This is a genomic window from Nocardia nova, assembly GCF_002933465.1.
GTDB classification, from domain to species: Bacteria; Actinomycetota; Actinomycetes; order Mycobacteriales; family Mycobacteriaceae; genus Nocardia; species Nocardia nova_B.
Window position 1 is genome coordinate 175,204 of sequence record NZ_PSZE01000005.1, and the last position, 22,475, is coordinate 197,678.

A 22,475-nucleotide genomic window follows, 5' to 3' on the forward strand; every position below is an offset into this window, starting at 1 on the left:
ACTCGGTTCGACCGGTAGGCTCACATCGCCGATCCGGGGCGCAGGCATGCTCGGGGAGGTCCTGGTCGCGATCAGAGGGGGCACCGAGCTGTACATCGCCCGATCCACCGAACCGTTGGATGCCGGCACCACCGTACTCGTGGTCGCGGTGCATCCCGGCCGGATCGTCGATGTCGTCGAGTGGATCCCACTGGATATCGGGCCGGGTGGGGACACAACGAAATAACAAGGGAGACACCAGTGCTGGGCTATCACGTGCCCGATCCCGACGAGGCCATGCTGATCAGCGGCGGCCGCGCCAAGGACAACGCCCCCTTCCGCGTCATCACCGGCCACGGCGCCTGGGTGATGCCGTTCTTCCGCAAGGTCAGCTACCTGTCGCTCGCGATGTTCGAATCCGAGATCCAGGAACGCTGCGTCACCCGTCAGGCCATCCAGCTCGACGTGCGCGCGGTCATCGCCTTCAAGGTCGCCAACGACACCCAGTCCGTAGTCAACGCCGCACAACGATTCCTGTCCGAACAGGAACGCGAGATGTCGGTGCTGACCGGACGCATCTTCTCCGGCCACCTGCGCTCGATCGTCGGTTCCATGACCGTCGAGGAGATCATCCGCGAACGCCAGAAACTCGCCGACGAGGTCCTGGTCGCCTCCAAGGTGGAGATGAGCAATATCGGACTGTGGGTCGACTCGTTCCAGATCCAGTCCATCGACGACGGCGGACTCGGCTACATCGCCGCCCTCGCCGCACCGCACAACGCCGCCGTTCAGCGCGACGCCCAGATCGCTCAGGCCGCCGCCGCCCAGCTCGCCGCCGAAGCCGAACAGGAATCGCTGCGCAAACAGGCGGAATATCAACGCCAGACCGCGATTCTGCAGGCCGAATACCAGCGCGATATCGACAAGGCCAAAGCCGAGGCCAGCCAAGCCGGCCCCCTCGCTGAAGCCATCGCCCTGCAGGAAGTGCTCACCGCCCAGGCCGAACGCGCCCGCAAGGAGGCGCAGCTGCGCGAACAGCAACTGCAGGCCGAGGTCGTCAAACCCGCCGAAGCCGAAGCCGAACGCGTGCGCGTACTCGCCCAGGCCGAGGCCGACCGCACCCGCATCCAGGCCGAGGCCGCGGCCTCCAACAACCGGATCGCGTTGGACCAGTTGCTGATCGAGCAGCTGCCCGAAATCGTCAAACAGGCGGCGCTCGGCTTGTCCAACGCCAACCTGACGGTCCTCAACGGACCCGACGGCGTCGGCGAATTGGTCAACGGAATGGTCGGGCAGGGACTGACCGTATTCAACTCACTGCAAAAGGCTCTTTCCACCGACAACCACTCCGGGGCACCGATAGAGTGACCGCACACGGACGGCAATGAGGAGCAGGTGTAGGTGTCGATCGGGAAATTGGTGTCCTTCGACAGTTCTCGGGGGTTCGGATTCATCCGTCCCGAAGACGGCGGACCGGACGTATTCGTTCATGTGAACGACATCGGATTGGACGAGGACGAACTGCGTCAGGGGCGAGTATTCGAATTCGAGGTCACCGAGGGTGATCGAGGACCCAAGGCGGTCAACCTGACCGCGGTCGGCGGCGCGCCGGCGCCACCGCGGCACCGCGGCCGCGGCACCGGCCAGCTCACCGCCGCCGAACACAAACGGCTGATCACCGAACTGCTGCTCGACGCCAGCCCCGCCCTCACCGCCGGCGAGATCATCACGATCCGCGACCGGCTCGCCGAATTCGCCGACCAGCAGGGCTGGCTGGAGAACTGAGCAGACCGGGCGAATGTCCCGCGACCACCCACGGCGGCTCTCGGCCTACGATCATGACGACGGTGCCGGGCGATGAATTTCTCCCGCCCGCACCGTCGGCATGGGTGAGACCGACCCGAGGAGGATCGCGTGGACCTGCCCGTCATGCCGCCGGTGAAACCGATGCTGGCCAAATCCGCCGGCGCACTGCCCCGCGAGGACACCGTCCTCTACGAACCCAAATGGGACGGCTTCCGGTGCATCGTCTTTCGCGACGGCACCGATATCGAACTCGGCTCCCGCAACGACCGGCCACTCACCCGCTATTTCCCGGAAGTGGTGCGACTGCTGGACGCGGCCCTGCCACCGCGGTGCGTCCTCGACGGTGAAATCGTCGTCGTCACCGAACACGGCCTCGATTTCGACGTCCTGCAGAACCGGCTGCACCCCGCAGCCTCACGAGTGAACAAACTCAGCGTCGAAACACCCGCGAGCTTCGTCGCCTTCGACCTGCTCGCCCTCGGCGACGACGATCTGACCACCAGGCCCTTCCGCGAACGCCGGCAACTGCTGGAATCCATCCTCGACACCCCGCACGAGGGCATCCACCTCACACCCGTCACCTCCGACCCCGACACCGCCCAGGACTGGTTCACCCGATTCGAGGGCGCCGGCTTCGACGGGGTGATGGTCAAATCCCGCGACCTGCCCTACATGCAGGACAAACGCGTCATGGTCAAGGTCAAACACGAACGCACCGCCGACTGTGTTGTAGCCGGGTTCCGCTGGCACAAAGACGGCCAAGGCGTCGGCTCACTGCTGCTGGGCCTCTACGACGAGGACGGCCACCTGCACCACGTCGGCGTCGCCAGCAGCTTCACCGCCGCCCGCCGCAAACAACTCGTCGACGAACTGGCGCCCCTGCGCGAGGGCGCACTCGACAACCACCCCTGGCGCAACTGGGCCGACGCCTCCGCGCAAGCCAAAGCCGAAGGCAAGATGCCCGGCGGCATCAGCCGCTGGACCGGCGGCAAGGATCTTTCCTGGGAACCACTGCGACCCGAACTGGTCGCGGAGGTCCGTTACGAACACCTCATGGCCGGACGATTACGCCACGGCGGGCGCCTGGTCCGATTCCGCGACGACCGCACCCCGCAATCGTGCACCTACGCCCAACTCGAAGAGGTCGCGCCCGCTGAACTCGCCGACGTCTTCACCGCCGCGAAAGCGCAGGCCCAGCCGTGAGCGAAGCCATCGACATCGACATCGACGGCGTGACCGTCCGCATCAGCAACCCGGACAAGATCTATTTCAGCAAACGCGGCGAGACCAAACTCGACCTCGTGCGCTACTACCAGGCCGTCGCCGAACCACTGCTGCGCACCATCGGCAACCGGCCCGTGCTGCTCGAACGCTACCCCGACGGCGCCGGCGGCAAATCCTGGTTCCAGAAACGCGTCCCGAAATCGGTCCCCGACTGGCTGCAGACCGTGCAGGTCTCCACACCCAACGGCACCGCCAGCGACGCCCTGGTCGCCGCCGACCTCGCCCACATCCTCTGGGCGGTCAACCTGGGCTGCCTCGGCTTCCACGTCTGGCCCAATCACGTTCCCGCCGGCGGCGTCCCGGCCCGCACCGAAGGCGAGATCGGCGACCTCGACATCAGCGACGAACTGCGCATCGACCTCGACCCCTCCCCCGGCATCGGCTTCGACGACCTGCGCCACGTCGCCGTGCTCACCCGCGAACTGCTCGCCGAACTCGGCATCGAGGCCCGCGTCAAAACCTCCGGATCCCGCGGCCTGCACATCTACGCCGTACTCGAACCCGTCTGGGACGGCTACCAGATCCGCGCCGCCGCGGTCGCCATGGCCCGCGAACTCGAACGCCGCCATCCCGACCTGATCACCGCCAACTGGTGGAAAGAAGAACGCGGACAACGCGTTTTCATCGACTACAACCAGAACGCACCACACAAGACCGTCTTCGGCGCCTGGTGCGTGCGACCCAAGGTCGGCGCCCAGGTCTCGACCCCCATCGCCTGGGACGCACTCGATGCGATCGTCCCCGACGAACTGACCATCGCCACGGTCCCCGAGCGGCTCGCCGCATCCGGCGACCCCTGGGCCGACCGCACCCCGCAGTCGATCCAGCCACTGCTCGAAATGTCGCGCCGCGACTTCGATTCCGGCCTGCTCGACGCCCCCTGGCCACCGAACTACCCGAAGATGCCCAACGAACCACCGCGCGTCCAACCCAGCCGCGCCCGCACCCCCGGCTGAAAACCACGCCGCGCCGGGTGCGTCGTCAGCGGGCCTGTTCGATCCGCGGAAACGTGGTCTGAACCAACGCCATCAACACATCCGCGAGCAGATGATGCACCTGCTCACGATTCAAGCTGCGGCGCGTAATCCATTCGCGCCCAGCGGTTTTCACCATACCGCTGTACGCACGGACCAGGGCTCGCAACTCGTCGTCACGCGCCGACCCGGACAGGCCCACCATCTCCAGCAACCGTTCGGCCGCGGCGTCGTCGGCCTCGTCCAGGATGCGCTGCACCTCCGGATCGTCCCCGATACCCTCGTGCCCGGTCACCTTCACCCAGGTACTGCCCAAACCGCTGATCGTGTCCAGAAGCCACGACACACTCGCGTCCACCCGCTCCTGCGGCGTACCGGTCGGCATCACCATGTAATCGGCGCGGGGCAACGTCACCATCCGCCGCACCACCGCCAGATACAGATCGCGCTTGTTGCCGAAATAGTGATTGATCAGCCCACGCGCCACCGCGGCGCGCTGCGCGAGTTCAGCGGTCGACACCGCCGCATACGGACGTTCACCGAACATCTCGATGGCGCAGGCCAGAATCTGGGCGCGCCGTTCGTCCGGCTCCAGCCGGCGCCGCCGAGCCGAGTCGGCATCGGCCGGCACCGGCTGGGTCGTGGTGTCAGAGCGAGCGGGCAATGAGATCCTTCATCACCTCGTTGGAACCGGCGAGGATGCGCAGCACGCGCGCATCGGTGTACAGCTGGGAAATCGGGTACTCCGTCATGTATCCATAGCCACCGAACAGTTGCAGACAGCGGTCCACCACAATACCCAACTGGTCGGTAAGCCAGTACTTCGACATCGCAGCGGTGGGAATATCCAGCTCACCCCGCAGCTGCTTGCAGATCGCATCATCGAGGAACGTCCGGCTCACCCGCGCGATCGTCGTGCACTCGGCCAGCTCGAACTTCGTGTTCTGCATCGCGAACAGCGGCTTGCCGAAAGCCTCCCGCCCCTTGGTGTATTCGACGGTCAACTCCACCGCCCGCTCCATCATCGACACCGCCATGATCGCGGTCACCAGCCGCTCCTGCGGCAGCAGCTGCATCATCTGATAGAAGCCCTGCCCCTCGACCTCACCCAGCAGATTCGACGCCGGCACCCGCAGGCCGTCGAAGAACAGTTCCGCGGTGTCCTGCGCCTTGCCGCCGATCTTGTTCAGGATCCGGCCGCGCCGGAAACCGGGCGTCTCGTCGCTCACCTCGGCGAAGATCAGCGACACACCCGCCGCACCCTTCGTCGGATCGGTCTTGGCCGCGATGATGATGCCGTCACAAAGCCAGCCGTTGGTGATGAAGATCTTCGACCCGGTGATCACGTACTCGTCACCCTCGCGCACCGCGCGGGTCTTGATGTTCTGCAGATCCGAACCCGTCCCCGGCTCGGTCATACCGATCGACAGCACCATCTCACCACTGGTCACCTTCGGCAGCACCCGCCGCTTGAGGTCCTCGGTCCCGAAATGATGGATGTAGGGCGCGATGATCGACGAATGCACCGGCATACCCAGTGAACCGTCCCCGGCATAGGACTGCGCCTCGATCAACGCCGCCTCGTGCGCGAAAGTGCCACCGCCACCGCCGTATTCGGACGGAATCGCGGCACACAACAGGCCCAGCTCACCCGCCCGGTTGTACAGCTCGCGGTCCGGATGCCCCTGCGCCACGAACTTCTCCTCGTTCGGCAGGACTTCCTTCTCGAAGAAGGTCTTCGCCAGATCCCGGACGGCCTCGACCTCATCGTCGCTCCACGCGGCGCGCGCCATCGTTACTTCCTTCGTCTCGTACCTGGAACCGGACCGCACCGGCCCCGCGCCCCAGCCTGGCGAATTATTGGCGGTATGTCAACAACACGGTTCAGTGCGCCCCCCGCGCGATATTCACCTCCGCCAGCGTGCTGAAAATCGGAACCTCCGGATCCGCCACGATCCCCTGCCGCCGCAGAAACCCGTCGATCAGCGACCACACCAACTCGGTGAGCTCCGCGACGAAATCCGCACTGCTCCGCCGCGGCGCCTCCGCACCCTCGAGCCACAGATCCGTCGTCGCCACCACCACACCCACGACCGCCCGCGCCACATAGTCCAGACCCGCCGTCTCGATCGGCACCGCCTCCGCGATCGACCGCGCGAGCTTCGCGAACCGCCGCGCCACATCGCGACCCAGATCGAACCGCAGCACCGCCCCCACCGCCTCTCCCCCCGACCGGCTCGCGTGGGCCGTCTGCACCACCGGCGCCTGCATCAGAAACCGAAAAACATTGGGATGCTGGAGAATTCCGGCCGCATACGCGGTGAACACCCGCCGCAGCGCGGGCCGCGGCGGCTGCAACAGCAACGTCATATCCTGCCCCGCCGCGGCGAACGCGTCGCACGACATCCGATCGGCGATCTCGGTGTACAAATCCGCCTTGTCCGCGAACTGCCGATACAACCGCGGCTTCGTCATCCCCGCGGCACGGGCGATGTCGTCCATACTCGGCTGCGGGCCGTCCCGGTCGATCACCCGGATCGCCGCATCGACGATCTCCTCCCGCGTGACCCGAGGTGCGGCAACTCGCCGGCCGACCCGAGACACCATGGGCACCTCCCCCAGCCGAGCGAACAGTCCGACCCACACTACACGTACCGCCGGTACGACGTCGACGACCCTCCATTCACCAGCCGAAGTGCTGGCCAGATGACGAGATTCCCCACCGAGGTCAGCCCACGGAAGGCCGATCGCGTACTGTCGTTACCGTTGACCGTACCGGCAGTACGAGCGGCTCCGTCCCGCGCTCACGAGGTAGACCGATGAACCCAGCCCGCACCCCCTCCCGCCACCACACCGTCACCGCCCCCGGCGGCGACCTCGCCGTCTACGAATACGGCCCCCCTCAGGCCGAGACCATCGTGCTCATCCCCGGCATCACCGACACCCATCGCATCTGGAACCGCGTCGCCACCGGACTCGCCGACAGCTTCCACGTGGTGACCTACGACGTCCGCGGCCACGGCCGTTCCAGCGCCCCCACCCGCACCCACCGCTACCGCCTGCCCCACCTCGCCGACGACCTCTTCGCCGTCCTCGACGCCGTCAGTCCCCGCACACCCGTCCACCTCGCCGGTCACGGCTGGGGCGCGATCCAACTCTGGTACGCCCTCGGCGACCCGCGCGCCAACACCCGCATCGCGTCCGCCACCGCGCTGTCGGCGCCCCACCTCGATCACCTCGCCCTCGCGCTGCGCGATCTCCGCTGCCCCCGCAGTCCCTGGTGGCGGCTCCCGCGCCTGAGCTGGCTGGTCCTCGGCCGCCGCCTCCTGCACTGGCCCCGCCTGCGCGCCCGGATCCTCCCACAGGCCACCACCTGGCCCGCCGACCTGCTCGCCGGCGCCCGCATCGTCGCCGCGAACCTCGCATACCACTTGCGCCACCCGCGCCCGCAGCACACCGCCGTGCCGGTCCAACTCATCCTCGACCGCGCCGACACCGCCGCCCTGCCCAGCCTGCGCGCCCACATCCGCCGCGACGTCGACCGCCTTTGGCTGCGCGAACTGCCCGCCGATCCCTGGCTACCACTGACCGAACCCCTGCTGGTCGTCGAAGCCATCGCCAACTTCATCGACGATCAGCACACCGACCACCGAACCATCCACTACACCCCACGCTGAGGAGCCCCGGCAGCCCCCAACAGCCGCGATGCGACAATAGGCATCGCACATCCCCGCAGACGAAGGATCATCCGGCAGCACGATGGCTGAGCACACTACGACGAACGCGCCCACCACTCCCCTGCCGGACACCATCGATCCCGAAGAACTCGCGATCTGCCTGCGCGTCCTCGACCAGGCCGCACTGCTCGACGACGACCACCCCGATTCCATCGCGGTGCAGCGGGCGGTCGGACACATGTTCAAGAAACTGAAGCGGCGCCGCCGCACTCAGGCCCGCGACGCCATTGCCGCCGCGGACCGGGCGGTGGTCGCCGCCACCGCCACCGGCTCTCCGAACCGCATCGACGACGAGACCGCCGGCATTCCGCTCTCCGTGTCCGTCGACGGCGACGCCGCCGGCACGCTGCTACGCGCGCGGCCCTGCTACATCTGCAAACAGCGCTACACCCGCGTCGACCGCTTCTACCACCAGCTCTGCCCCGACTGCGCCGCCCGCAACCACGCCAAACGCGACGCGCGTACCGACCTGTCCGGCCGCCGCGCGCTGCTCACCGGCGGCCGCGCCAAGATCGGCATGTACATCGCCCTGCGACTGCTGCGCGACGGCGCCCACACCACGGTCACCACCCGCTTCCCCAACGACGCGATCCGCCGTTTCACCGCCCAGCCCGACAGCGCCGAATGGCTGCACCGGCTGCGGATCGTCGGCATCGATCTGCGCGATCCGGCCCAGGTCGTCGCCCTGGCCGACGACGTCGCCGCGCAGGGGCCACTGGACATCATCATCAACAACGCCGCGCAGACCGTCCGGCGCTCGGCCGGCGCCTACGCCGCACTCGTCGAGGCCGAATCCGCCCCGCTCCCCGCCGGCGAACTGCCCGACACCATCACCTTCGGCCACACCACCCAGGCCCATCCGAACGCACTCACCGCGTCTCTGCATTCCGTGCCGGCACCGACCACCCTCTCCGCCGCCGAGGTCACCGATCTCGCATTGGTCGCGGGATCGGCCACCCCCGAACGCATTTCGCGCGGCGTGGCGATCGATGCCGGTGGCCTGGTACCCGACCTGGCCCACACCAACAGCTGGGTGCAGACCGTCGCCGAGGTCGACGCCACCGAACTGCTCGAAGTGCAGCTGTGCAACTCGACCGCACCGTTCCTGCTGATCTCCCGGCTGCGGCCCGCCCTCGCCGCATCACCGGCTCGCCGCAAATACGTCGTCAACGTCTCAGCCATGGAAGGTGTCTTCGGCCGCGGCTACAAGGGACCCGGCCACCCGCACACCAATATGGCCAAGGCCGCGCTCAACATGCTCACCCGCACCAGCGCGCGCGAGATGTTCGAAACCGACCGCATCCTGATGACCGCCGTCGACACCGGCTGGATCACCGACGAGCGTCCGCACTACACCAAGGTCCGCCTCGCCGAGGAGGGCTTCCACGCTCCCCTCGACCTCGTCGACGGCGCCGCCCGCGTCTACGACCCGATCGTGCGCGGCGAAGACGGCGTCGACCTCTTCGGCTGCTTCCTCAAGGACTACGAGCCGTCCAACTGGTGACGACCGGTCCTGCCGTGGCTGGTTTGCATATGGGGTCTTTGTGTGTTCGGGTGCGACTTGTAGGGTGACACATGTTTGGATGCGCATATCTGCGTATCCAATTGAATTCATGTCGAAGTGCCCGGGACACCCCCCTGACGCGACTCGAATGCCCTTGCGACGAGGCGCACCGCGCCGCCGCTCCTACAGCGGGCCGGCCCACGTCCCCTCCGCGAGGCCGCGGGCGCACATCTCCATGTCGTGGTCCTCGGCATGGGCCGCTCCCCCGCTTCCGGCCACGAAGGACGATCCGAAAATGAATCGTTCAATGCGCATATGTGCGTACCAATATCCTTTATGGCCCGAATCGGCAGACCGCGCCCGGAAGGCCATGGGAGACAAAGTCGTTCACCCGGGGCCATCGCGCGTCGGCGCCGGAACCCGCGCACGCCGGCGACGAGCGGCTTAATCTGGATTACGTGATGTACCGGCTGCTGGCAGATGCCACCGCGGGTGTGCATTTTTTGTTCATCGCCTACCTCGTCGTCGGCGGATTCGTCGCGTGGCGGTGGCGTTGGACGATCTGGACCCATATCGCTGCGGTGGCCTGGGGTTTCAGCACGGTACTGTTCGGCGTCGACTGCCCGCTGACCTATCTCGAGACGTGGGCCCGGGAACGCGGCGGCGAAGCCGGCCTGCCGCCGACCGGCTTCATCGCCCACTACCTCACCGGAGTGCTCTACCCGCGCAGCGCGCTGGATCTGGTGCGCGTTCTGGTCGTGGTGCTGGTGGCGGTGTCGTGGATCGGCTACATCCGGCTCGGTAGGCGGCGGCGGTACCGATCCCGTCACGCGATCGCCGAGTAACGCCTTCGCACGGGCTATTCCCGGCTCATCGCCCGCACCGCACGGACGACGTCGGCGCCGGTCAGCTGATCACCGTCGGGGGCGATGAGCCACTGCAGCGCAATACCTTGGAACAGAGCGAAATACAGTTTGGCGACCGCGCGAGCATCTCCGGCCGACAGGTCGGGATGAACCTCACGCAGCGGCTCGACGAGCCCGGCATAGACCTCTTCGGTCGCAGTGGCGAAGTACTCCTGGGATTCCGGTGACCGAGCCACCCGCACCCCGTTCTCGAAGCTGAGAATCAGCTCGTCCGGGTGGCTCCGAATGACGTCCACCATGCCGTTCCAGGTCGCTTCCAGCGATTGGGCCAGGGTGCGCCCCTCCCCCGCGTCACGGATGGCCTCTTCCATCCCGCGACCGATCTCGTCGCCGGTCACCTCCGCGATGGCCTCGGCGACCAACCGATCCTTCGTACCGAAGTGATAGCCGATCGCGGCGAGGCTGACCCCAGCCGCACCAGCGATATCGCGTGCGGTCACTCTGGCGAGACCTCGCTCCAGAATCGCCTTCCTCGCCCCCGCCAACAGATCCTCTCGATTACCCATAAGCCCAGGCTACAGCGTCTTAGACATCTGTACTAGACAGATGTGCCAACGGTATGGCACATTTGTCTAAGACGTTCGAACCAAACGATAGGAATCGCCCCCCATGAACACCGTCTCCCGCCCCCTGCACATCCTGGTCTCCGGCGGCGGAATCGCCGGCAATGCCGTTGCGCTGCAACTGCTTCGAGCGGGCGCCGCGGTCACCGTCGTCGAGCGCGCCACCGCTCCCCGGCCGGGCGGCCAGGCGGTCGATGTGCGCGGCCCCAGCCGCGAGGTGGCCGAGCGCATGGGCCTGATGCCCGGCATCGCGGAGTACCAGCTCGAAGAACGCGGCCTCTCCTACATCGACCACAAGGGCCGCACCTACGCGACCATGGCGATGGAACATTTCGACGGCAGGGGCCCGGTGGCCGATATCGAGATCACCCGCGGTGACCTCAACCACGTACTGCTCGACGCCGTCGCCGCGGCCGGCGGTGAGCTGGACTACCGCTACGGCGAGTGGATCGAATCCCTGACCCAGGACGGCACCGGCGTGACGGTGGAGTTCGCCTCGGGGGGCAGTGGGCACTTCGACCTCGTCGTCGGCGCCGATGGCGTGCATTCGGCGACCCGCCGGCTGGCCTTCGGCCCGGAGGAGCAGTTCAGCACCTTCCTCGGCGGCTACGCTTCGTTCTTCACCATGCCGACGCCGGCGGGGATCACGCCAGGCTGGTTCGCCATGCAGCTGGTTCCTTCCGCCGCGGTCGGCTTGCGGCCCGACCGCGATCCCGCGACCGCCAAGGCGATTCTCACCCTGCTCGGCGACCCCGATCCGGCGCTGCGCCGCGATACCGCCGCGCAGCAGCGGCTGATCTGCGAGAAGATCGGCTCCCAGCCGCACTGGCACGCGCCGGCCATCCTGGCGGCGATGACCCAGGCCGACGACTTCTATTTCGACGAACTCGCGCGCATCGATATGCCCACCCTGGCGGCCGGACGCGTGACGCTGGTCGGCGACGCCGGCTACTGCGGCTCACCGATGACCGGGATGGGCACGGCCATGGCGCTCGTCGGCGCATACATCCTCGCGGGTGAGCTGGCGGCCGATCCGGGCGATGTCCCGGCGGCGCTGCGCCGTTACGAGGAGAAGGTCACCCCGTTCCTCGACAGGGCCAAGGAACTCCCGGGCGGCGGAATCGATATGATGCTGTCCCCCAGCGCATTCGGCACATCCATGCGGCGAACCGCCAACCGGATCATGATGTCGAAGCCCATGCGGCCGGTGATGATGAAGCTGTTCTTCGGCAAGACCGACGACTACGAATTGCCCACGTACGCGACCTCCACCGCCACGACCGGCCGGTAGGCGCGGGTCACAGCTGGGCCGTCGTGCCGGGCGCCAATCCCTCCGCGAGCCGCAGCTTGGCGGCCAGATCCGACAGCAGCTCGATCGAGGAGGCGGACAGTCCGGCCGCGGTGGTGAGCAGCCGCCGCAGTGCCGGATCGTCCACCGCCGACGACACCAGGTCGTCACCGGGCACCGGATCATCCGGCCCACCGTCGTTGAACCGGGTCAATTCCACCGCCAGCACCCTGGCAACGGTTTCGACCAGAGCTCGAGACGGATTGTCGCGGTTGCCCGACCGCAGCTGGGACAGATAGGTCGCCGAGACCGGATGCCCCGCCTGGGTCACGCGAAAAGCCAAGGCACGATTGGTCATCCGGGTACCGTGCGCCTGCTCCCACTGCGCGACGACCTCGTTGAAACGGTCCGCGAATCTCACCGGCGAAACACCCCCAGGCCGCCGCGAGGAACGCGCACGGTCCACAACACGAGAATTGACATGTCGAAACTACCCTCGCCCGCGTCGTTTCGCCCGCCGACAGGCCGGACGGGGCGGCCCGGCGGCGGGCCGCTAGTCTCGCACCGTGCGGCAGACGATCATGGTGGATGTAGACACCGGAATCGACGATGCGCTGGCACTGCTGTATCTGCTAGCGGATCCGCAGCTGGAGATCGCCGGAATCGCCTCGACCGGAGGCAATGTTCCCACCTCGCAGGTCGCGGCGAACAATCTGGCTCTGCTGGATCTGTGCCGGGCACCGGCCATCGAGGTGGCATTGGGTGCGGCGCAGCCGCTGGCGATCCCACTGCGCACCACCGAGGACACCCACGGTCCGCACGGGATCGGCTATGCCGAACTGCCGCCCTCGCCGCGCCCGCTCTCGGATCGTTCGGCGGCGCAATTGTGGGTCGACACGGTCCGAGCACGCCCGGGTGCGGTCCTGGGCCTGTGCACCGGGCCGTTGACCAACCTGGCCCTGGCGCTGGACCTGGAACCCCGGCTGCCGCAACTGCTTCGGCGGCTGGTGATCATGGGCGGCGCGTTCCGGCATCCGGGTAACACCACCCCTACCAACGAGTGGAACGTGCATGTCGACCCGGAGGCTGCCAAAGTGGTCTTCGACGCGTTCTCCGCCGCCCCGCAGGATCATCGGCCGATCGTCTGCGCACTCGACATCACCGAATCGATCGAGATGTTCCCGGACCATCTGCGGCGGATCGCCGAGCGAGCGCACTGCGCCGGCGCCGTGATGCCGGCTCCCGGGGATCCGCCCGGCCTCCGGTCCGAGGCGGCCAATCCGATCGTGCGGTTCCTGATCGACGCGGTGCGGTTCTACTTCGAGTTCCACCAGCATTACGAGCAGGGGTACCTGGCACATATGCACGATCCGTTCGCCGCGGCGGTCGCGCTCGAACCGACCCTGGCGGTGCTGCGCCCGGCCACGGTGGACGTCGAGTTGGCCGGGACGATCACCCGCGGCACCACGGTCGCCGATTGGGCGGGCATGTGGGGTCGCGCGCCCAATGCCGATATCGCGGTCGGTACCGACCCCGCGGCTTTCTTCGATCGCATGATCGCGCGGATCGGTGATTTCGCGGCAGCGCTGTATCCGCCGGTGGCACAGGAGGTCCGGTGACGACCGACGAGGCCGGCCAGGCGGCAGTCGCGCAGTTCCGGAGCCGGATGAAGCTGCCCGGAATCATCGATGTGCACACCCACTTCATGCCCGATCGGGTACTGCGCAAGGTGTGGGCGTATTTCGATTCCGCGGGCCCGCTGATCGGACGGCCGTGGCCGATCGCCTATCGCGACGACGAGCAGCAGCGCCTGGATACGCTGCGCGCTTTCGGAGTGCGGGCGTTCACCTCCCTGGTGTATCCGCACAAACCGGATATGGCGGCGTGGCTGAACGAATGGGCGGCCGACTTCGCGGCGCGCACCCCGGACTGCTTGCACACCGCGACCTTCTACCCCGAGCGCGGCGCCGGAAGCTATGTGAGCGCGGCGGTCGAATCCGGAGCACGCATCTTCAAATCACATATCCAAGTGGGCGACTATCATCCGGGCGATCCGTGGTTGACCGAAGTCTGGGGGCTGTTGTCCGAGGCCGGGATTCCGGTGCTGATCCACTGCGGATCCGGGCCGGCGCCGGGTGAGTTCACCGGGCCGGAACCGATAGCGGCACTGCTGCAGCGGTTTCCACGGCTGACGCTGATCATCGCCCATATGGGCGTCCCCGAATACTCGCAGTTCCTCGACCTCGCCGAGCGCTACGACAACGTGCACCTCGACACCACGATGTCGTTCACCGACTTCATCGAGGAGCGAAACCCGTTCCCACGCGTCGAATATTCGCGCCTGTCCGAGCTGCGCGAGCGGATCCTGTTCGGCAGTGACTTCCCGAACATCCCGTACTCCTACGCCCACGCGCTGGAAGCGCTCGAACGACTCGACTTGGGCGCGGACTGGGTGCGCGCGGTCTGCTACGACAACGCGGCGCGGTTGTTCCGGATGCGATGAGCTGTCCGGGCGCGCATTCTCGACGCCCGGACAGCCCTGCTACTTCTCATCGAAGGCGCGTAGCAGTTCCTCGGCTGCCAGGGCCGGCGTCAGCGATCCGTCGCGGATCTGCTTTTCCACCTGCGCGCGAATCGCTTTCACGCCGGAACTGTCGGCCAGCCGGCGCAGCAGCTGATCGTGCACCATCGTCCAGGTCCAGTCGACCTGCTGGCGGCGGCGCTTCTCGGCGAATTCTCCCGCCTCGGTGAGAACGCGCCGGTGTTCGAGGACCGTATCCCAGAAGGTGTCCAGACCGGTGCCGTTCAGCCCGCTCATGGTGAGAACCGGTGGGCGCCAGAGGGAATCGCGCGGATGGATGAGTCGCATCGCGCCCTGCAGTTCGCGTGCGGCCGCCCGCGCCTCCACCTCGTGGCGGCCGTCGGCCTTGTTGACCGCGACCAGATCGGCCAGCTCCAGCACACCTTTCTTGATGCCCTGCAGCTGATCTCCGGTGCGGGCCAGGGTGAGGAAGCAGAACACGTCGACCATATTGGCGACGGTGACCTCGGACTGGCCGACGCCCACCGTCTCCACCAGGATCACGTCGTACCCGGCGGCCTCGAGCAGCACGATGGTTTCGCGGGTCGCCTTGGCGACACCACCCAGCGTGCCCGCGGTCGGCGACGGACGGATGAACGCGTTGCGTTCCACCGACAAGCGCGCCATGCGGGTCTTGTCGCCGAGTATCGATCCACCGGTACGAGTCGAGGACGGATCCACCGCCAGCACCGCGACCCGATGCCCCTGGCCGATCAGATACATCCCGAGCGCGTCGATGAACGTCGACTTTCCCACGCCCGGAACGCCGGTGATGCCGACGCGATTGGACTCGGCGGCGCCGGCTTCGGCAGTCAGCTCGAGCAGCAGCCGCTGCGCCGCTTCGCGGTGATCGGCGCGGGTGGATTCGACCAGCGTGATCGCGCGGGCGAGCGCGGCGCGCTGATTGCCGCGGATCGCCCGTGCCAGCTCTGCCACATCGATGGTCGGGCGTTGTCCGCCGCCCTGCGACGGCGGTCCGTCCACACGCAGCGCCGGGGGCAGACCGCGGGCGGTGGACAGGGCCTGGCTTCCGGGCAACTCCGCCTTGGTGGGCAACTCCGCCTTGGTGGGCAACTCAGCCTTGGTGGGCAACTCAGCCTTGGTCGGCAACTCCGCCTTGGTCGGCAACTCAGCCCCGGCGGGCGCATCGCCCGCCGGGGTCCGGTCGGCGTTGCTCATTCCGCCTCGGCTTGTCCGCCGATCTCGTGGCCGAGTTCGGCCGCCAGCTTCTGCAGCAGACCGATCGCGGCATCGGCGATCACGGTGCCCGGCGGGAAGATCGCCGCGGCGCCGGCGGCATACAGCTCGTCGAAGTCACCGGGCGGAATCACGCCGCCGACGATGACCATGATGTCGGGGCGTCCGACATCGGCCAGTGCCTGCCGCAGGGCGGGCACCAGCGTGAGGTGACCGGCCGCCAGGGAGGAGACACCGACGATGTGCACGTCGTTGTCGGCCGCCTGCTGGGCCACCTCTTCCGGGGTCTGGAACAGCGGGCCCACATCGACGTCCATGCCGAGGTCGGCGAAGGCGGTCGCGATCACCTTCTGGCCGCGGTCGTGGCCGTCCTGGCCCATCTTGGCGACGAGGATGCGGGGGCGGCGGCCCTCGGCCTCGGCGAATTCCTCGACCAGCTCGATGGCCCTGCTGATGTTGGTCACCTTGCCGGCCTCCTCTCGGTAGACGCCCGACAGTGTGCGGATCTCGGCTTGATGGCGACCGTACACCTTCTCCAGCGCGTCGGAGATCTCGCCGACCGTGGCCTTGGCGCGGGCCGCGTCGATGGCCAGGGCGAGCAGGTTGTTGGCCATTCCGCCCTCGGAAGACGCTGCGGCCCTGGTCAATTCGGCCAGCGCCCGCTCGACCTCGGCGCTGTCGCGTTCGGCGCGCAGGCGGCGCAGCTTCTCGTTCTGCTCCGCGCGCACGCGCGAGTTCTCGACCTTGAGGACCTCGATCTCCTGGTCCTCGGTGACCTGGTACTTGTTGACGCCGATCACCGGCTGCGCGCCGGTGTCGATGCGAGCCTGGGTGCGGGCCGCGGCCTCCTCGATGCGCAGCTTCGGGATGCCCTCCGAAATCGCCTGCGCCATACCGCCGTGCGCCTCGACCTCGGCGATGTGGGCCCGTGCCCGCTCGGCGAGCTGGTGGGTCAGCCACTCGACGTAGTAGGAGCCGCCCCACGGGTCGATCGGCCGCGTGGTGCCCGACTCCTGCTGCAGCAGCAGCTGGGTGTTGCGGGCGATGCGCGCGGAGAAGTCGGTGGGCAGCGCCAGCGCCTCGTCGAGGGCGTTGGTGTGCAGCGACTGGGTGTGGCCCTGGGTCGCGGCCATCGCCTCGACACAGGTGCGCGCGACGTTGTTGAACACGTCCTGCGCGGTCAGCGACCAGCCCGAGGTCTGCGAGTGGGTGCGCAGCGAGAGCGACTTCTGGCTCTTGGGCTCGAACTTCGACACCAGCTCGCTCCACAGCAGCCGGCCCGCGCGCAGCTTGGCGACCTCCATGAAGAAGTTCATGCCGATGGCCCAGAAGAACGACAGCCGCGGCGCGAACTGATCGATCTCCATCCCCGCGTCCAGGCCGGCGCGAATGTACTCGACACCGTCGGCCAGGGTGTAGGCCAGCTCCAGGTCGGCGGTGGCTCCGGCTTCCTGGATGTGGTAGCCGGAGATGGAGATCGAGTTGAACTTCGGCATCTTCGCTGAGGTGTAGGCGAAGATGTCGGAGATGATCCGCATCGAGGGCTTGGGCGGATAGATGTAGGTGTTGCGGACCATGAACTCCTTCAGAATGTCGTTCTGAATGGTTCCGGCCAGCTGTTCGGGCTTGACGCCCTGTTCCTCGGCGGCGACGACGTACAGGGCCAGGATCGGCAGCACCGCGCCGTTCATGGTCATCGACACCGACACCTGGTCCAGCGGAATCTGATCGAACAGTTCCCGCATATCCAGGATCGAGTCGATGGCGACGCCCGCCATACCGACGTCACCGGTGACGCGCGGGTGATCGGAGTCGTAGCCGCGATGGGTCGCCAGGTCGAAGGCGACCGACAGACCCTTCTGGCCCGCGGCCAGATTGCGCCGGTAGAAGGCGTTGGAATCGGCGGCGGTGGAGAAACCCGCGTACTGGCGGATGGTCCACGGCTGATTCACGTACATGGTCGGGTACGGGCCGCGCACGAACGGCGCCACACCGGGCACGCTGTCGAGCGGATAGCCTTCGGCCACCACGGCATCGCGGTCGGCCTTGGTGTACACCGGCGCGACGTCGATACCTTCGGGCGTGGCCCAGACCAGTTGTTCGGGCGCATAGCCGTTGGCGGCCGCCGATTCGGCGACGAACGCTTCGACGTCGCCGCCACCGGTCCGCCCGACCGCCGGTTCGCCCAGCGGTACCTCGGCGAAACTGCCGATCACGTGGTTCACATCTCGAGTAGTCATTACGCTCCCAGCTTCTCCAGCAGGCCGGACAGGATCGCCACCGCGTCCATGCGGGCCGTGAGGAATCCGTCCGGCCGCTGTGTGCCACTCACCTCGGCCACCGCCTTCTCCGGCCCGGCCAGCAGTACCGTCGTCACGCCGGCGTCGCGCAGCTGCTGCACGGCGGGCGCGGCCTCGGTGCCGTAGCGGGCGTCGCTGCCGCACAGCACCGCCATCGTCGCTCCCGATTCGGTTGCGGCCGAACCGATCGCGGCCGTCTCCAGCGCTCCCGGGTTCACCGTTTCGATGCCGCCCGAGGCCAGCACGTTCGCGGTGAAGGTCACGCGCACGTTGTGCTCGGCGACCGGGCCCAGCGGCACCAGCAGCGCGCGGGGCCGGCGGCCGTGGGCGGCCAGGTAGGCGTCCGAACGGTTGCGCAACGCCTCGAAGGCCGCGCCGTAGCGAGCCACCGAATTCGTCTCGCGCGCGGCCTCGGACAGCGGTTCCTCGGCGAGGTTCGGGAATTCGTTGACGCCGGTGACCGAGGTGCGGCGGTGGGCGATGTCGGATTCGCGGCGGGTCCGGGTATCGGCGATGCGCTCGGCCAGCAGACCTGACTCCAGCGCGGCACGGTACCCGCCGGCGCGCTCGATTTCCTGCATGAACGCCCACGCCGCACCGGCCACATCCGCGGTGAGACTCTCGACGTGCCACGAACCCGCGCCCGGGTCCTGCACATGCCCGAGATGCGACTCCTCGAGCAGCAGCAACTGCGTGTTGCGTGCCATGCGTTCCGAGAACGCTTGCGACACACCGAGTTCGCCGACCGGCAGGGCCGCGTCGAACGGCAGCACGGTGACCACGTCCGCGCCGCCCACACCGGCACCGAAAGCGGCCAGGGTGGTACGCAGCATGTTGACCCACGGGTCGCGCTGGCTCAGCATCGCCTCGGAGGTCACCGCGTGTTGCGGGGCGTTGCCGAAGTCGGGCGCTGCCAGCTCGTGTGCCACCCGGGCCCACAGGCGCCGCGCGGCACGGAATTTCGCGATCGTCTCGAACTGATCATCGGTCGCCGCCAGCTGGAAACTCACCTGGTCCAGCGCGTCGGCGGCATCGAGTCCGGCGTCGGTGAGTGCGCGCAGGTAGTCGAGGCCCGCCGCCACGGCCGCGCCGATCTCCTGGGCATCGGACGCACTCGCGTTGTGGAAGTCGGTGCCGCACACCGTGATCGCACGGACCGTCTCGGTCCGGCCCGCGGCGGTGCGGGCCAGCTCGACCGCGGCCTCGAGGTCGATGTCGGCCGCTCCGGCGAAGCGGCTGGTCAACGGCGCGGCGCCGAGGAAGATGTGGATATCGGAGCGGTCGGCCACGTCGTAACCGTCGAGCAGCGCGAGCACCTGTGCGGCGGCGGCCGGGGTGTCCGCGCCCGCCCGCAGGATCAGCGGGGCCAGCTCGAACAACAGGCCGCGCAGTGCGTCCGCCAGGCCCGCCACCGGGACGCCGTTCTCGCCCACTCCGAGCCAGACGGCACTGACGCCGTTCTCCAAGGAAGCGAGGATTTCCTCGTTGACGGCGGCCGCGTCGGCTCCGCCGAAGCGGGCGCCGACATGCCAGCCCCGGTGCACATCGCGGGTGGCCTCGTTGCCGCGCACGAACGGGAACCGTCCGGGCAGGGGCTGTTCGGGCAGTTCGTCGCGACGGGTGTACAGCGGCGCGACGGTCACTCCGTCGTAATTGGTGACCTCGAGCAGGCGCTCCGGCTCGTCACCGAGTTCGGATGCCTCGACCTTACGGGACTTGGCCAGCACTCCGGCCACACCCTTACGCCATGCGGCGTATCCGGGCACGGTGTCCGCGCCCGGATCTGAACCAATCGGCATCGCTGCTGTACCTCTTCCACTCGACTCCGATACTTCACTCGTACCGGATACCTACGCTGGGACCCAACTCTTCGCAGCGCCTTCGCAACCGCCTGTGTGCCCCATTCACAGTGCGACTGACGTGCGATATCGGCAGGTCGACGACCAGTTCGGTTAACGATCATTCATCAACCTTCATTCGATGCTAGCCTGGTGTTCGCATAGTCTTCGCACAGCCTGGCCATACCGACCGGTAACCTGTCGCGGTGCCGAGGACGACGAAGATGGCCTTGCGACTACTGCGCAATCGGCGGGTCGTGATGCCGGCGATCCTCGCGGTCGCGCTGGTCGCGGTCGCCGTAGTGGCGCCGCATCCGGCCCCGCAGCAGATCCGGGAGTGGGCCGATTCGATCGGCCCGATGTTCCCGCTGATCTTCTTCCTCGTCCACGCGCTCGTGACGGTGGCGCCTTTTCCGCGCACGGTCTTCACGCTCAGCGCCGGCCTGCTGTTCGGGCCGATTCTCGGCATCACCCTCGCGGTCGCCGCGACGACGGTCAGCGCGGTGCTGGCGCTGCTGCTCGTGCGGGCCCTGGATCGGGATCAGGTCGCCGCGCGGTTGACCCACCCCGCGGTACAGGCGGTAGATCGGCGACTGGCCCGGCGCGGGTGGCTCGCGGTCGGCTCGCTGCGGCTGATCGCACCGGTGCCGTTTTCGGTGATCAACTACTGCGCCGGATTGTCCTCGGTGCGGATGATGCCGTATCTGCTGGCAACCTTCGTGGGCATCATCCCCGGCACCATCGGCGTCGTCGTCCTCGGAGATGCGCTGACCGGCCGGACGAACCCGGGCCTGCTGGCGCTGTCGGGTGTCTGCATCACCCTCGGCGTGATCGGCCTGGTTGTCGACGCCCGCTGGGGCGCAGACCAATTCGCGGCATCGACCCCCGCCGCGGCCGGGGAACCGGCATCGCGCTGACACCGACGCCGCGCGCCCTCAGCGGACGCGCAGCTCCAAACTCGCCGGCACCGCCGCGAAGGCCTCCTGCAATCGCTCCGTCAGCGCGGCCCGGCCACCCCGGCCGTCGGCCCGGACCCATTCCCGCCCGGCCACACTCCACGCCGAGGTCACCAGTTCGGCCAGGACCTGTAATCGCAGATCGTCCGCGGGCAGTCCCAGGCGATCGGCGAGAATCGTGACCGCGTCCGCTTCCACGCCATGGCGGTGGTACTCCACGTAGGCGAGCAATGCCGGGGTGGTGCGGATGAGCCGGCGAGTGGCGACATACCGGCGATCCCACTCCGGCTCCAGATCGGCGACGGCTGCGGTCAGCGTCTCCTGTATCGCGTCCAGCACCACTCCGGTCAGCGGCCGATTCGCCAGCGCCGCGAGGTACCCGGACCACAGTTGCGCCTCCGCCTCGATCGCGGCCGCCTCCTTGGCCGGATAGGTGCGAAAGAAGGTGCTGCGAGATACCTCGGCCTCGTCGACGAGTTCGTCGAGTGTCGTCGCGTCGAATCCGCGCTCGGTGAACAAGCGCAGAGCAGCGTCGGCCAGTGCGCGACGAGTACGCAGCCGTTTGCGCTCTCGCAGCGGCAGGGTGCGGTCGGATGCGGGATCGGGCATGCCGACATGCTATCCGAACCGAACTCCAGGCACGTAAGACACTGAGACTTGAAAGATACTTGCGCTCGCATGAAACTGAGTGTCAAAATTGGGTCACAGTCCAGCAGTCAGGAGTTCGTCATGTCCCCCGTCACGCTCGATCCGTCGATCATCGGCCAGGCCGAAAAGCACCACAACGCGCTCCTGCACCGGGTCCTCGCCGGTACCGGCATCGACGAGGCGCAGTGGATCACTCTCAGCCAGGCCGCGGCCGCCGGCGGCACCGTCGATCAGGAGCGGCATATCGCCACTCTCGCCGCGAAGACGACCTGGGCGCCCACCGTTGTCGCGACCGCCGCGACGCGGCTCATCGACCGCGGTCTGATGCGCGCGGCGCCGGGCGGTGAGCTCGTGGTCACCGAGGCGGGCGGTCGCCTCGTCGCGGACCTCCGCTCTCGCACGAGCGCCGTCCTCGGCCGCGTCTACGCCGCGGTTCCGGCGGCCGACCTCGCGATCGCAGGGCGGGTCCTCGCCGCGATCACCGCGGGTTTGTCCCGCGAACTGGAACACTGACCGTCGTCACGCCCGCCGGAACTGCGCGCGCGGGGCGGAACGTATTCGCCACCGGAACGAGATGATCCCGTCCTCGCCGGACATGAGATGGCAGGCGCACCGACCTCGGCAATACGGCGAGGCGGGATGATCGGCTCGCGCTGCGCACAACCATTGCCGCACGTCCCTCGCCGGACCACAGTGCCTATATCACTTTCGGTCCCGGCAGGAGGATGTATGGCCGCCACCGACGAATCGCGTTCGGGCGCACGCGTTGTCGATCGGGTGATCGCGGCGCCGGTCGCCGGATCCGGCCGACAGTTACGCGGTGTGCTGACGCGCCGGCGCGCGGTCGATCTCATGCGCGTCCCGCACGGGATCTGTCGCGCCTGAACCTGGGCG

At 67.8% G+C, this 22,475-nt stretch carries 23 protein-coding genes; 14 read left to right on the top strand and 9 right to left on the bottom strand.

The features are described from left to right. Nucleotides 1-46: 46 nt before the first annotated feature. The 5 genes from C5E41_RS08445 (at nt 47) to C5E41_RS08465 (ending at nt 4,025) form a co-directional block, all read left to right on the top strand. A complete protein-coding gene (locus tag C5E41_RS08445; RefSeq protein ID WP_104375271.1) occupies nt 47-226 on the top strand; it encodes a hypothetical protein in 180 nt (59 codons plus the stop codon). 14 nt (nt 227-240) lie between these two features. Then, nucleotides 241-1,347, top strand: coding sequence for an SPFH domain-containing protein (locus C5E41_RS08450; RefSeq protein WP_104375272.1), 1,107 nt, complete (start codon nt 241-243; stop codon nt 1,345-1,347). A 33-nt stretch (nt 1,348-1,380) separates the two neighbouring features. After that, nucleotides 1,381-1,764: a cold-shock protein gene (locus tag C5E41_RS08455; protein WP_104375273.1), complete on the top strand. Its 384-nt coding sequence runs from the start codon at nt 1,381-1,383 to the stop codon at nt 1,762-1,764. Between the two features lie 129 nt (nt 1,765-1,893). Further along, nucleotides 1,894-2,988 carry an ATP-dependent DNA ligase gene (locus tag C5E41_RS08460; RefSeq protein ID WP_219823116.1) on the top strand — a complete coding sequence of 365 codons (1,095 nt, stop codon included), beginning with the start codon at nt 1,894-1,896 and terminating at the stop codon, nt 2,986-2,988. Next, nucleotides 2,985-4,025: a DNA polymerase domain-containing protein gene (locus tag C5E41_RS08465; protein ID WP_104375274.1), complete on the top strand. Its 1,041-nt coding sequence runs from the start codon at nt 2,985-2,987 to the stop codon at nt 4,023-4,025. Before C5E41_RS08460 ends, C5E41_RS08465 begins: the two co-directional genes overlap by 4 nt. A 25-nt stretch (nt 4,026-4,050) precedes the next feature. Here the strand turns inward: C5E41_RS08465 and C5E41_RS08470 are convergent, their stop codons facing one another. The 3 genes from C5E41_RS08470 to C5E41_RS08480 form a co-directional block, all read right to left on the bottom strand. After that, nucleotides 4,051-4,707: a TetR/AcrR family transcriptional regulator gene (locus C5E41_RS08470; RefSeq protein ID WP_258080838.1), complete on the bottom strand. Its 657-nt coding sequence runs from the start codon at nt 4,705-4,707 to the stop codon at nt 4,051-4,053. Next, nucleotides 4,691-5,836 (bottom strand): acyl-CoA dehydrogenase family protein, encoded by a 1,146-nt coding sequence (locus C5E41_RS08475; protein WP_104375276.1) that lies wholly within the window; start codon nt 5,834-5,836, stop codon nt 4,691-4,693. Before C5E41_RS08475 ends, C5E41_RS08470 begins: the two co-directional genes overlap by 17 nt. Before the next feature lie 91 nt (nt 5,837-5,927). Further along, nucleotides 5,928-6,650 carry a TetR/AcrR family transcriptional regulator gene (locus tag C5E41_RS08480; protein ID WP_104375404.1) on the bottom strand — a complete coding sequence of 241 codons (723 nt, stop codon included), beginning with the start codon at nt 6,648-6,650 and terminating at the stop codon, nt 5,928-5,930. A 212-nt stretch (nt 6,651-6,862) separates the two neighbouring features. Here C5E41_RS08480 and C5E41_RS08485 point away from each other — a divergent pair, with 212 nt between their 5' ends. From C5E41_RS08485 to C5E41_RS08495, 3 genes are all read left to right on the top strand, one after another. Further along, nucleotides 6,863-7,720, top strand: coding sequence for an alpha/beta fold hydrolase (locus C5E41_RS08485; RefSeq protein ID WP_104375277.1), 858 nt, complete (start codon nt 6,863-6,865; stop codon nt 7,718-7,720). An 82-nt stretch (nt 7,721-7,802) separates the two neighbouring features. Then, entirely contained in the window at nt 7,803-9,284 is a 1,482-nt protein-coding gene (locus C5E41_RS08490; protein WP_104375278.1) for an SDR family NAD(P)-dependent oxidoreductase, read from the top strand. A gap of 317 nt (nt 9,285-9,601) precedes the next feature. Continuing rightward, entirely contained in the window at nt 9,602-10,129 is a 528-nt protein-coding gene (locus tag C5E41_RS08495; protein ID WP_439956532.1) for a DUF2784 domain-containing protein, read from the top strand. 14 nt (nt 10,130-10,143) lie between these two features. On the opposite strand, the gene C5E41_RS08500 is transcribed toward C5E41_RS08495, so the two are convergent. Beyond that, complete coding sequence (locus C5E41_RS08500) at nt 10,144-10,716, bottom strand: TetR/AcrR family transcriptional regulator (protein WP_104375279.1); 573 nt, start codon at nt 10,714-10,716, stop codon at nt 10,144-10,146. Nucleotides 10,717-10,819: 103 nt separating this feature from the next. Between C5E41_RS08500 and C5E41_RS08505 the strand changes: the two genes are divergently transcribed. Next, entirely contained in the window at nt 10,820-12,064 is a 1,245-nt protein-coding gene (locus C5E41_RS08505; RefSeq protein ID WP_104375280.1) for an FAD-dependent monooxygenase, read from the top strand. 7 nt (nt 12,065-12,071) lie between these two features. Here C5E41_RS08505 and C5E41_RS08510 read toward each other — a convergent pair whose 3' ends face one another. Then, nucleotides 12,072-12,482, bottom strand: a complete 411-nt coding sequence (locus C5E41_RS08510; RefSeq protein ID WP_104375281.1) for a hypothetical protein — start codon at nt 12,480-12,482, stop codon at nt 12,072-12,074. A 160-nt stretch (nt 12,483-12,642) separates the two neighbouring features. On the opposite strand from C5E41_RS08510, the gene C5E41_RS08515 reads away from it, so the two are divergent. Together C5E41_RS08515 and C5E41_RS08520 are read left to right on the top strand one after the other, a co-directional pair. Beyond that, complete coding sequence (locus C5E41_RS08515) at nt 12,643-13,680, top strand: nucleoside hydrolase (RefSeq protein WP_104375406.1); 1,038 nt, start codon at nt 12,643-12,645, stop codon at nt 13,678-13,680. 47 nt (nt 13,681-13,727) lie between these two features. Continuing rightward, the gene (locus C5E41_RS08520) at nt 13,728-14,564 is read left to right on the top strand and encodes an amidohydrolase family protein (RefSeq protein ID WP_104375407.1); all 837 of its coding nucleotides are present in this window, start codon (nt 13,728-13,730) and stop codon (nt 14,562-14,564) included. Between the two features lie 39 nt (nt 14,565-14,603). Here the strand turns inward: C5E41_RS08520 and meaB are convergent, their stop codons facing one another. From meaB to C5E41_RS08535, 3 genes are read right to left on the bottom strand one after another with little or no spacing between them, the layout of a single operon-like run. After that, nucleotides 14,604-15,821, bottom strand: coding sequence for a methylmalonyl Co-A mutase-associated GTPase MeaB (gene meaB, locus C5E41_RS08525; RefSeq protein ID WP_258080839.1), 1,218 nt, complete (start codon nt 15,819-15,821; stop codon nt 14,604-14,606). Beyond that, the gene (gene scpA / locus C5E41_RS08530) at nt 15,818-18,079 is read right to left on the bottom strand and encodes a methylmalonyl-CoA mutase (RefSeq protein WP_063015064.1); all 2,262 of its coding nucleotides are present in this window, start codon (nt 18,077-18,079) and stop codon (nt 15,818-15,820) included. The genes meaB and scpA overlap by 4 nt, the downstream gene beginning before the upstream one ends. Then, the gene (locus C5E41_RS08535) at nt 18,079-19,938 is read right to left on the bottom strand and encodes a methylmalonyl-CoA mutase family protein (RefSeq protein ID WP_104375282.1); all 1,860 of its coding nucleotides are present in this window, start codon (nt 19,936-19,938) and stop codon (nt 18,079-18,081) included. The genes scpA and C5E41_RS08535 overlap by 1 nt, the downstream gene beginning before the upstream one ends. A 263-nt stretch (nt 19,939-20,201) precedes the next feature. Here C5E41_RS08535 and C5E41_RS08540 point away from each other — a divergent pair, with 263 nt between their 5' ends. Beyond that, a complete protein-coding gene (locus tag C5E41_RS08540; RefSeq protein ID WP_104375283.1) occupies nt 20,202-20,894 on the top strand; it encodes a TVP38/TMEM64 family protein in 693 nt (230 codons plus the stop codon). A gap of 18 nt (nt 20,895-20,912) precedes the next feature. Here the strand turns inward: C5E41_RS08540 and C5E41_RS08545 are convergent, their stop codons facing one another. Then, the gene (locus C5E41_RS08545; protein ID WP_104375284.1) at nt 20,913-21,542 is read right to left on the bottom strand and encodes a TetR family transcriptional regulator; all 630 of its coding nucleotides are present in this window, start codon (nt 21,540-21,542) and stop codon (nt 20,913-20,915) included. 120 nt (nt 21,543-21,662) lie between these two features. Here C5E41_RS08545 and C5E41_RS08550 point away from each other — a divergent pair, with 120 nt between their 5' ends. Continuing rightward, the gene (locus tag C5E41_RS08550) at nt 21,663-22,094 is read left to right on the top strand and encodes a hypothetical protein (protein WP_104375285.1); all 432 of its coding nucleotides are present in this window, start codon (nt 21,663-21,665) and stop codon (nt 22,092-22,094) included. A gap of 216 nt (nt 22,095-22,310) precedes the next feature. Next, nucleotides 22,311-22,466, top strand: coding sequence for a hypothetical protein (locus C5E41_RS33750; protein WP_181063160.1), 156 nt, complete (start codon nt 22,311-22,313; stop codon nt 22,464-22,466). Nucleotides 22,467-22,475: the final 9 nt, after the last annotated feature.

Bases quoted from the DNA above. Each gene is read 5' to 3' on its own strand.
- C5E41_RS08445 (WP_104375271.1), top strand. From the start codon at position 47: ATGCTCGGGGAGGTCCTGGTCGCGATCAGAGGGGGCACCGAGCTGTAC.
- C5E41_RS08475 (WP_104375276.1), bottom strand. From the start codon at position 5,836: ATGGCGCGCGCCGCGTGGAGCGACGATGAGGTCGAGGCCGTCCGGGAT.
- C5E41_RS08480 (WP_104375404.1), bottom strand. From the start codon at position 6,650: ATGGTGTCTCGGGTCGGCCGGCGAGTTGCCGCACCTCGGGTCACGCGG.
- C5E41_RS08485 (WP_104375277.1), top strand. From the start codon at position 6,863: ATGAACCCAGCCCGCACCCCCTCCCGCCACCACACCGTCACCGCCCCC.
- C5E41_RS08490 (WP_104375278.1), top strand. From the start codon at position 7,803: ATGGCTGAGCACACTACGACGAACGCGCCCACCACTCCCCTGCCGGAC.
- C5E41_RS08500 (WP_104375279.1), bottom strand. From the start codon at position 10,716: ATGGGTAATCGAGAGGATCTGTTGGCGGGGGCGAGGAAGGCGATTCTG.
- C5E41_RS08505 (WP_104375280.1), top strand. From the start codon at position 10,820: ATGAACACCGTCTCCCGCCCCCTGCACATCCTGGTCTCCGGCGGCGGA.
- C5E41_RS08515 (WP_104375406.1), top strand. From the start codon at position 12,643: ATGGTGGATGTAGACACCGGAATCGACGATGCGCTGGCACTGCTGTAT.
- C5E41_RS08520 (WP_104375407.1), top strand. From the start codon at position 13,728: ATGAAGCTGCCCGGAATCATCGATGTGCACACCCACTTCATGCCCGAT.
- meaB (WP_258080839.1), bottom strand. From the start codon at position 15,821: ATGAGCAACGCCGACCGGACCCCGGCGGGCGATGCGCCCGCCGGGGCT.
- scpA (WP_063015064.1), bottom strand. From the start codon at position 18,079: ATGACTACTCGAGATGTGAACCACGTGATCGGCAGTTTCGCCGAGGTA.
- C5E41_RS08535 (WP_104375282.1), bottom strand. From the start codon at position 19,938: ATGCCGATTGGTTCAGATCCGGGCGCGGACACCGTGCCCGGATACGCC.
- C5E41_RS08540 (WP_104375283.1), top strand. From the start codon at position 20,202: ATGGCCTTGCGACTACTGCGCAATCGGCGGGTCGTGATGCCGGCGATC.
- C5E41_RS08545 (WP_104375284.1), bottom strand. From the start codon at position 21,542: ATGCCCGATCCCGCATCCGACCGCACCCTGCCGCTGCGAGAGCGCAAA.
- C5E41_RS08550 (WP_104375285.1), top strand. From the start codon at position 21,663: ATGTCCCCCGTCACGCTCGATCCGTCGATCATCGGCCAGGCCGAAAAG.
- C5E41_RS33750 (WP_181063160.1), top strand. From the start codon at position 22,311: ATGGCCGCCACCGACGAATCGCGTTCGGGCGCACGCGTTGTCGATCGG.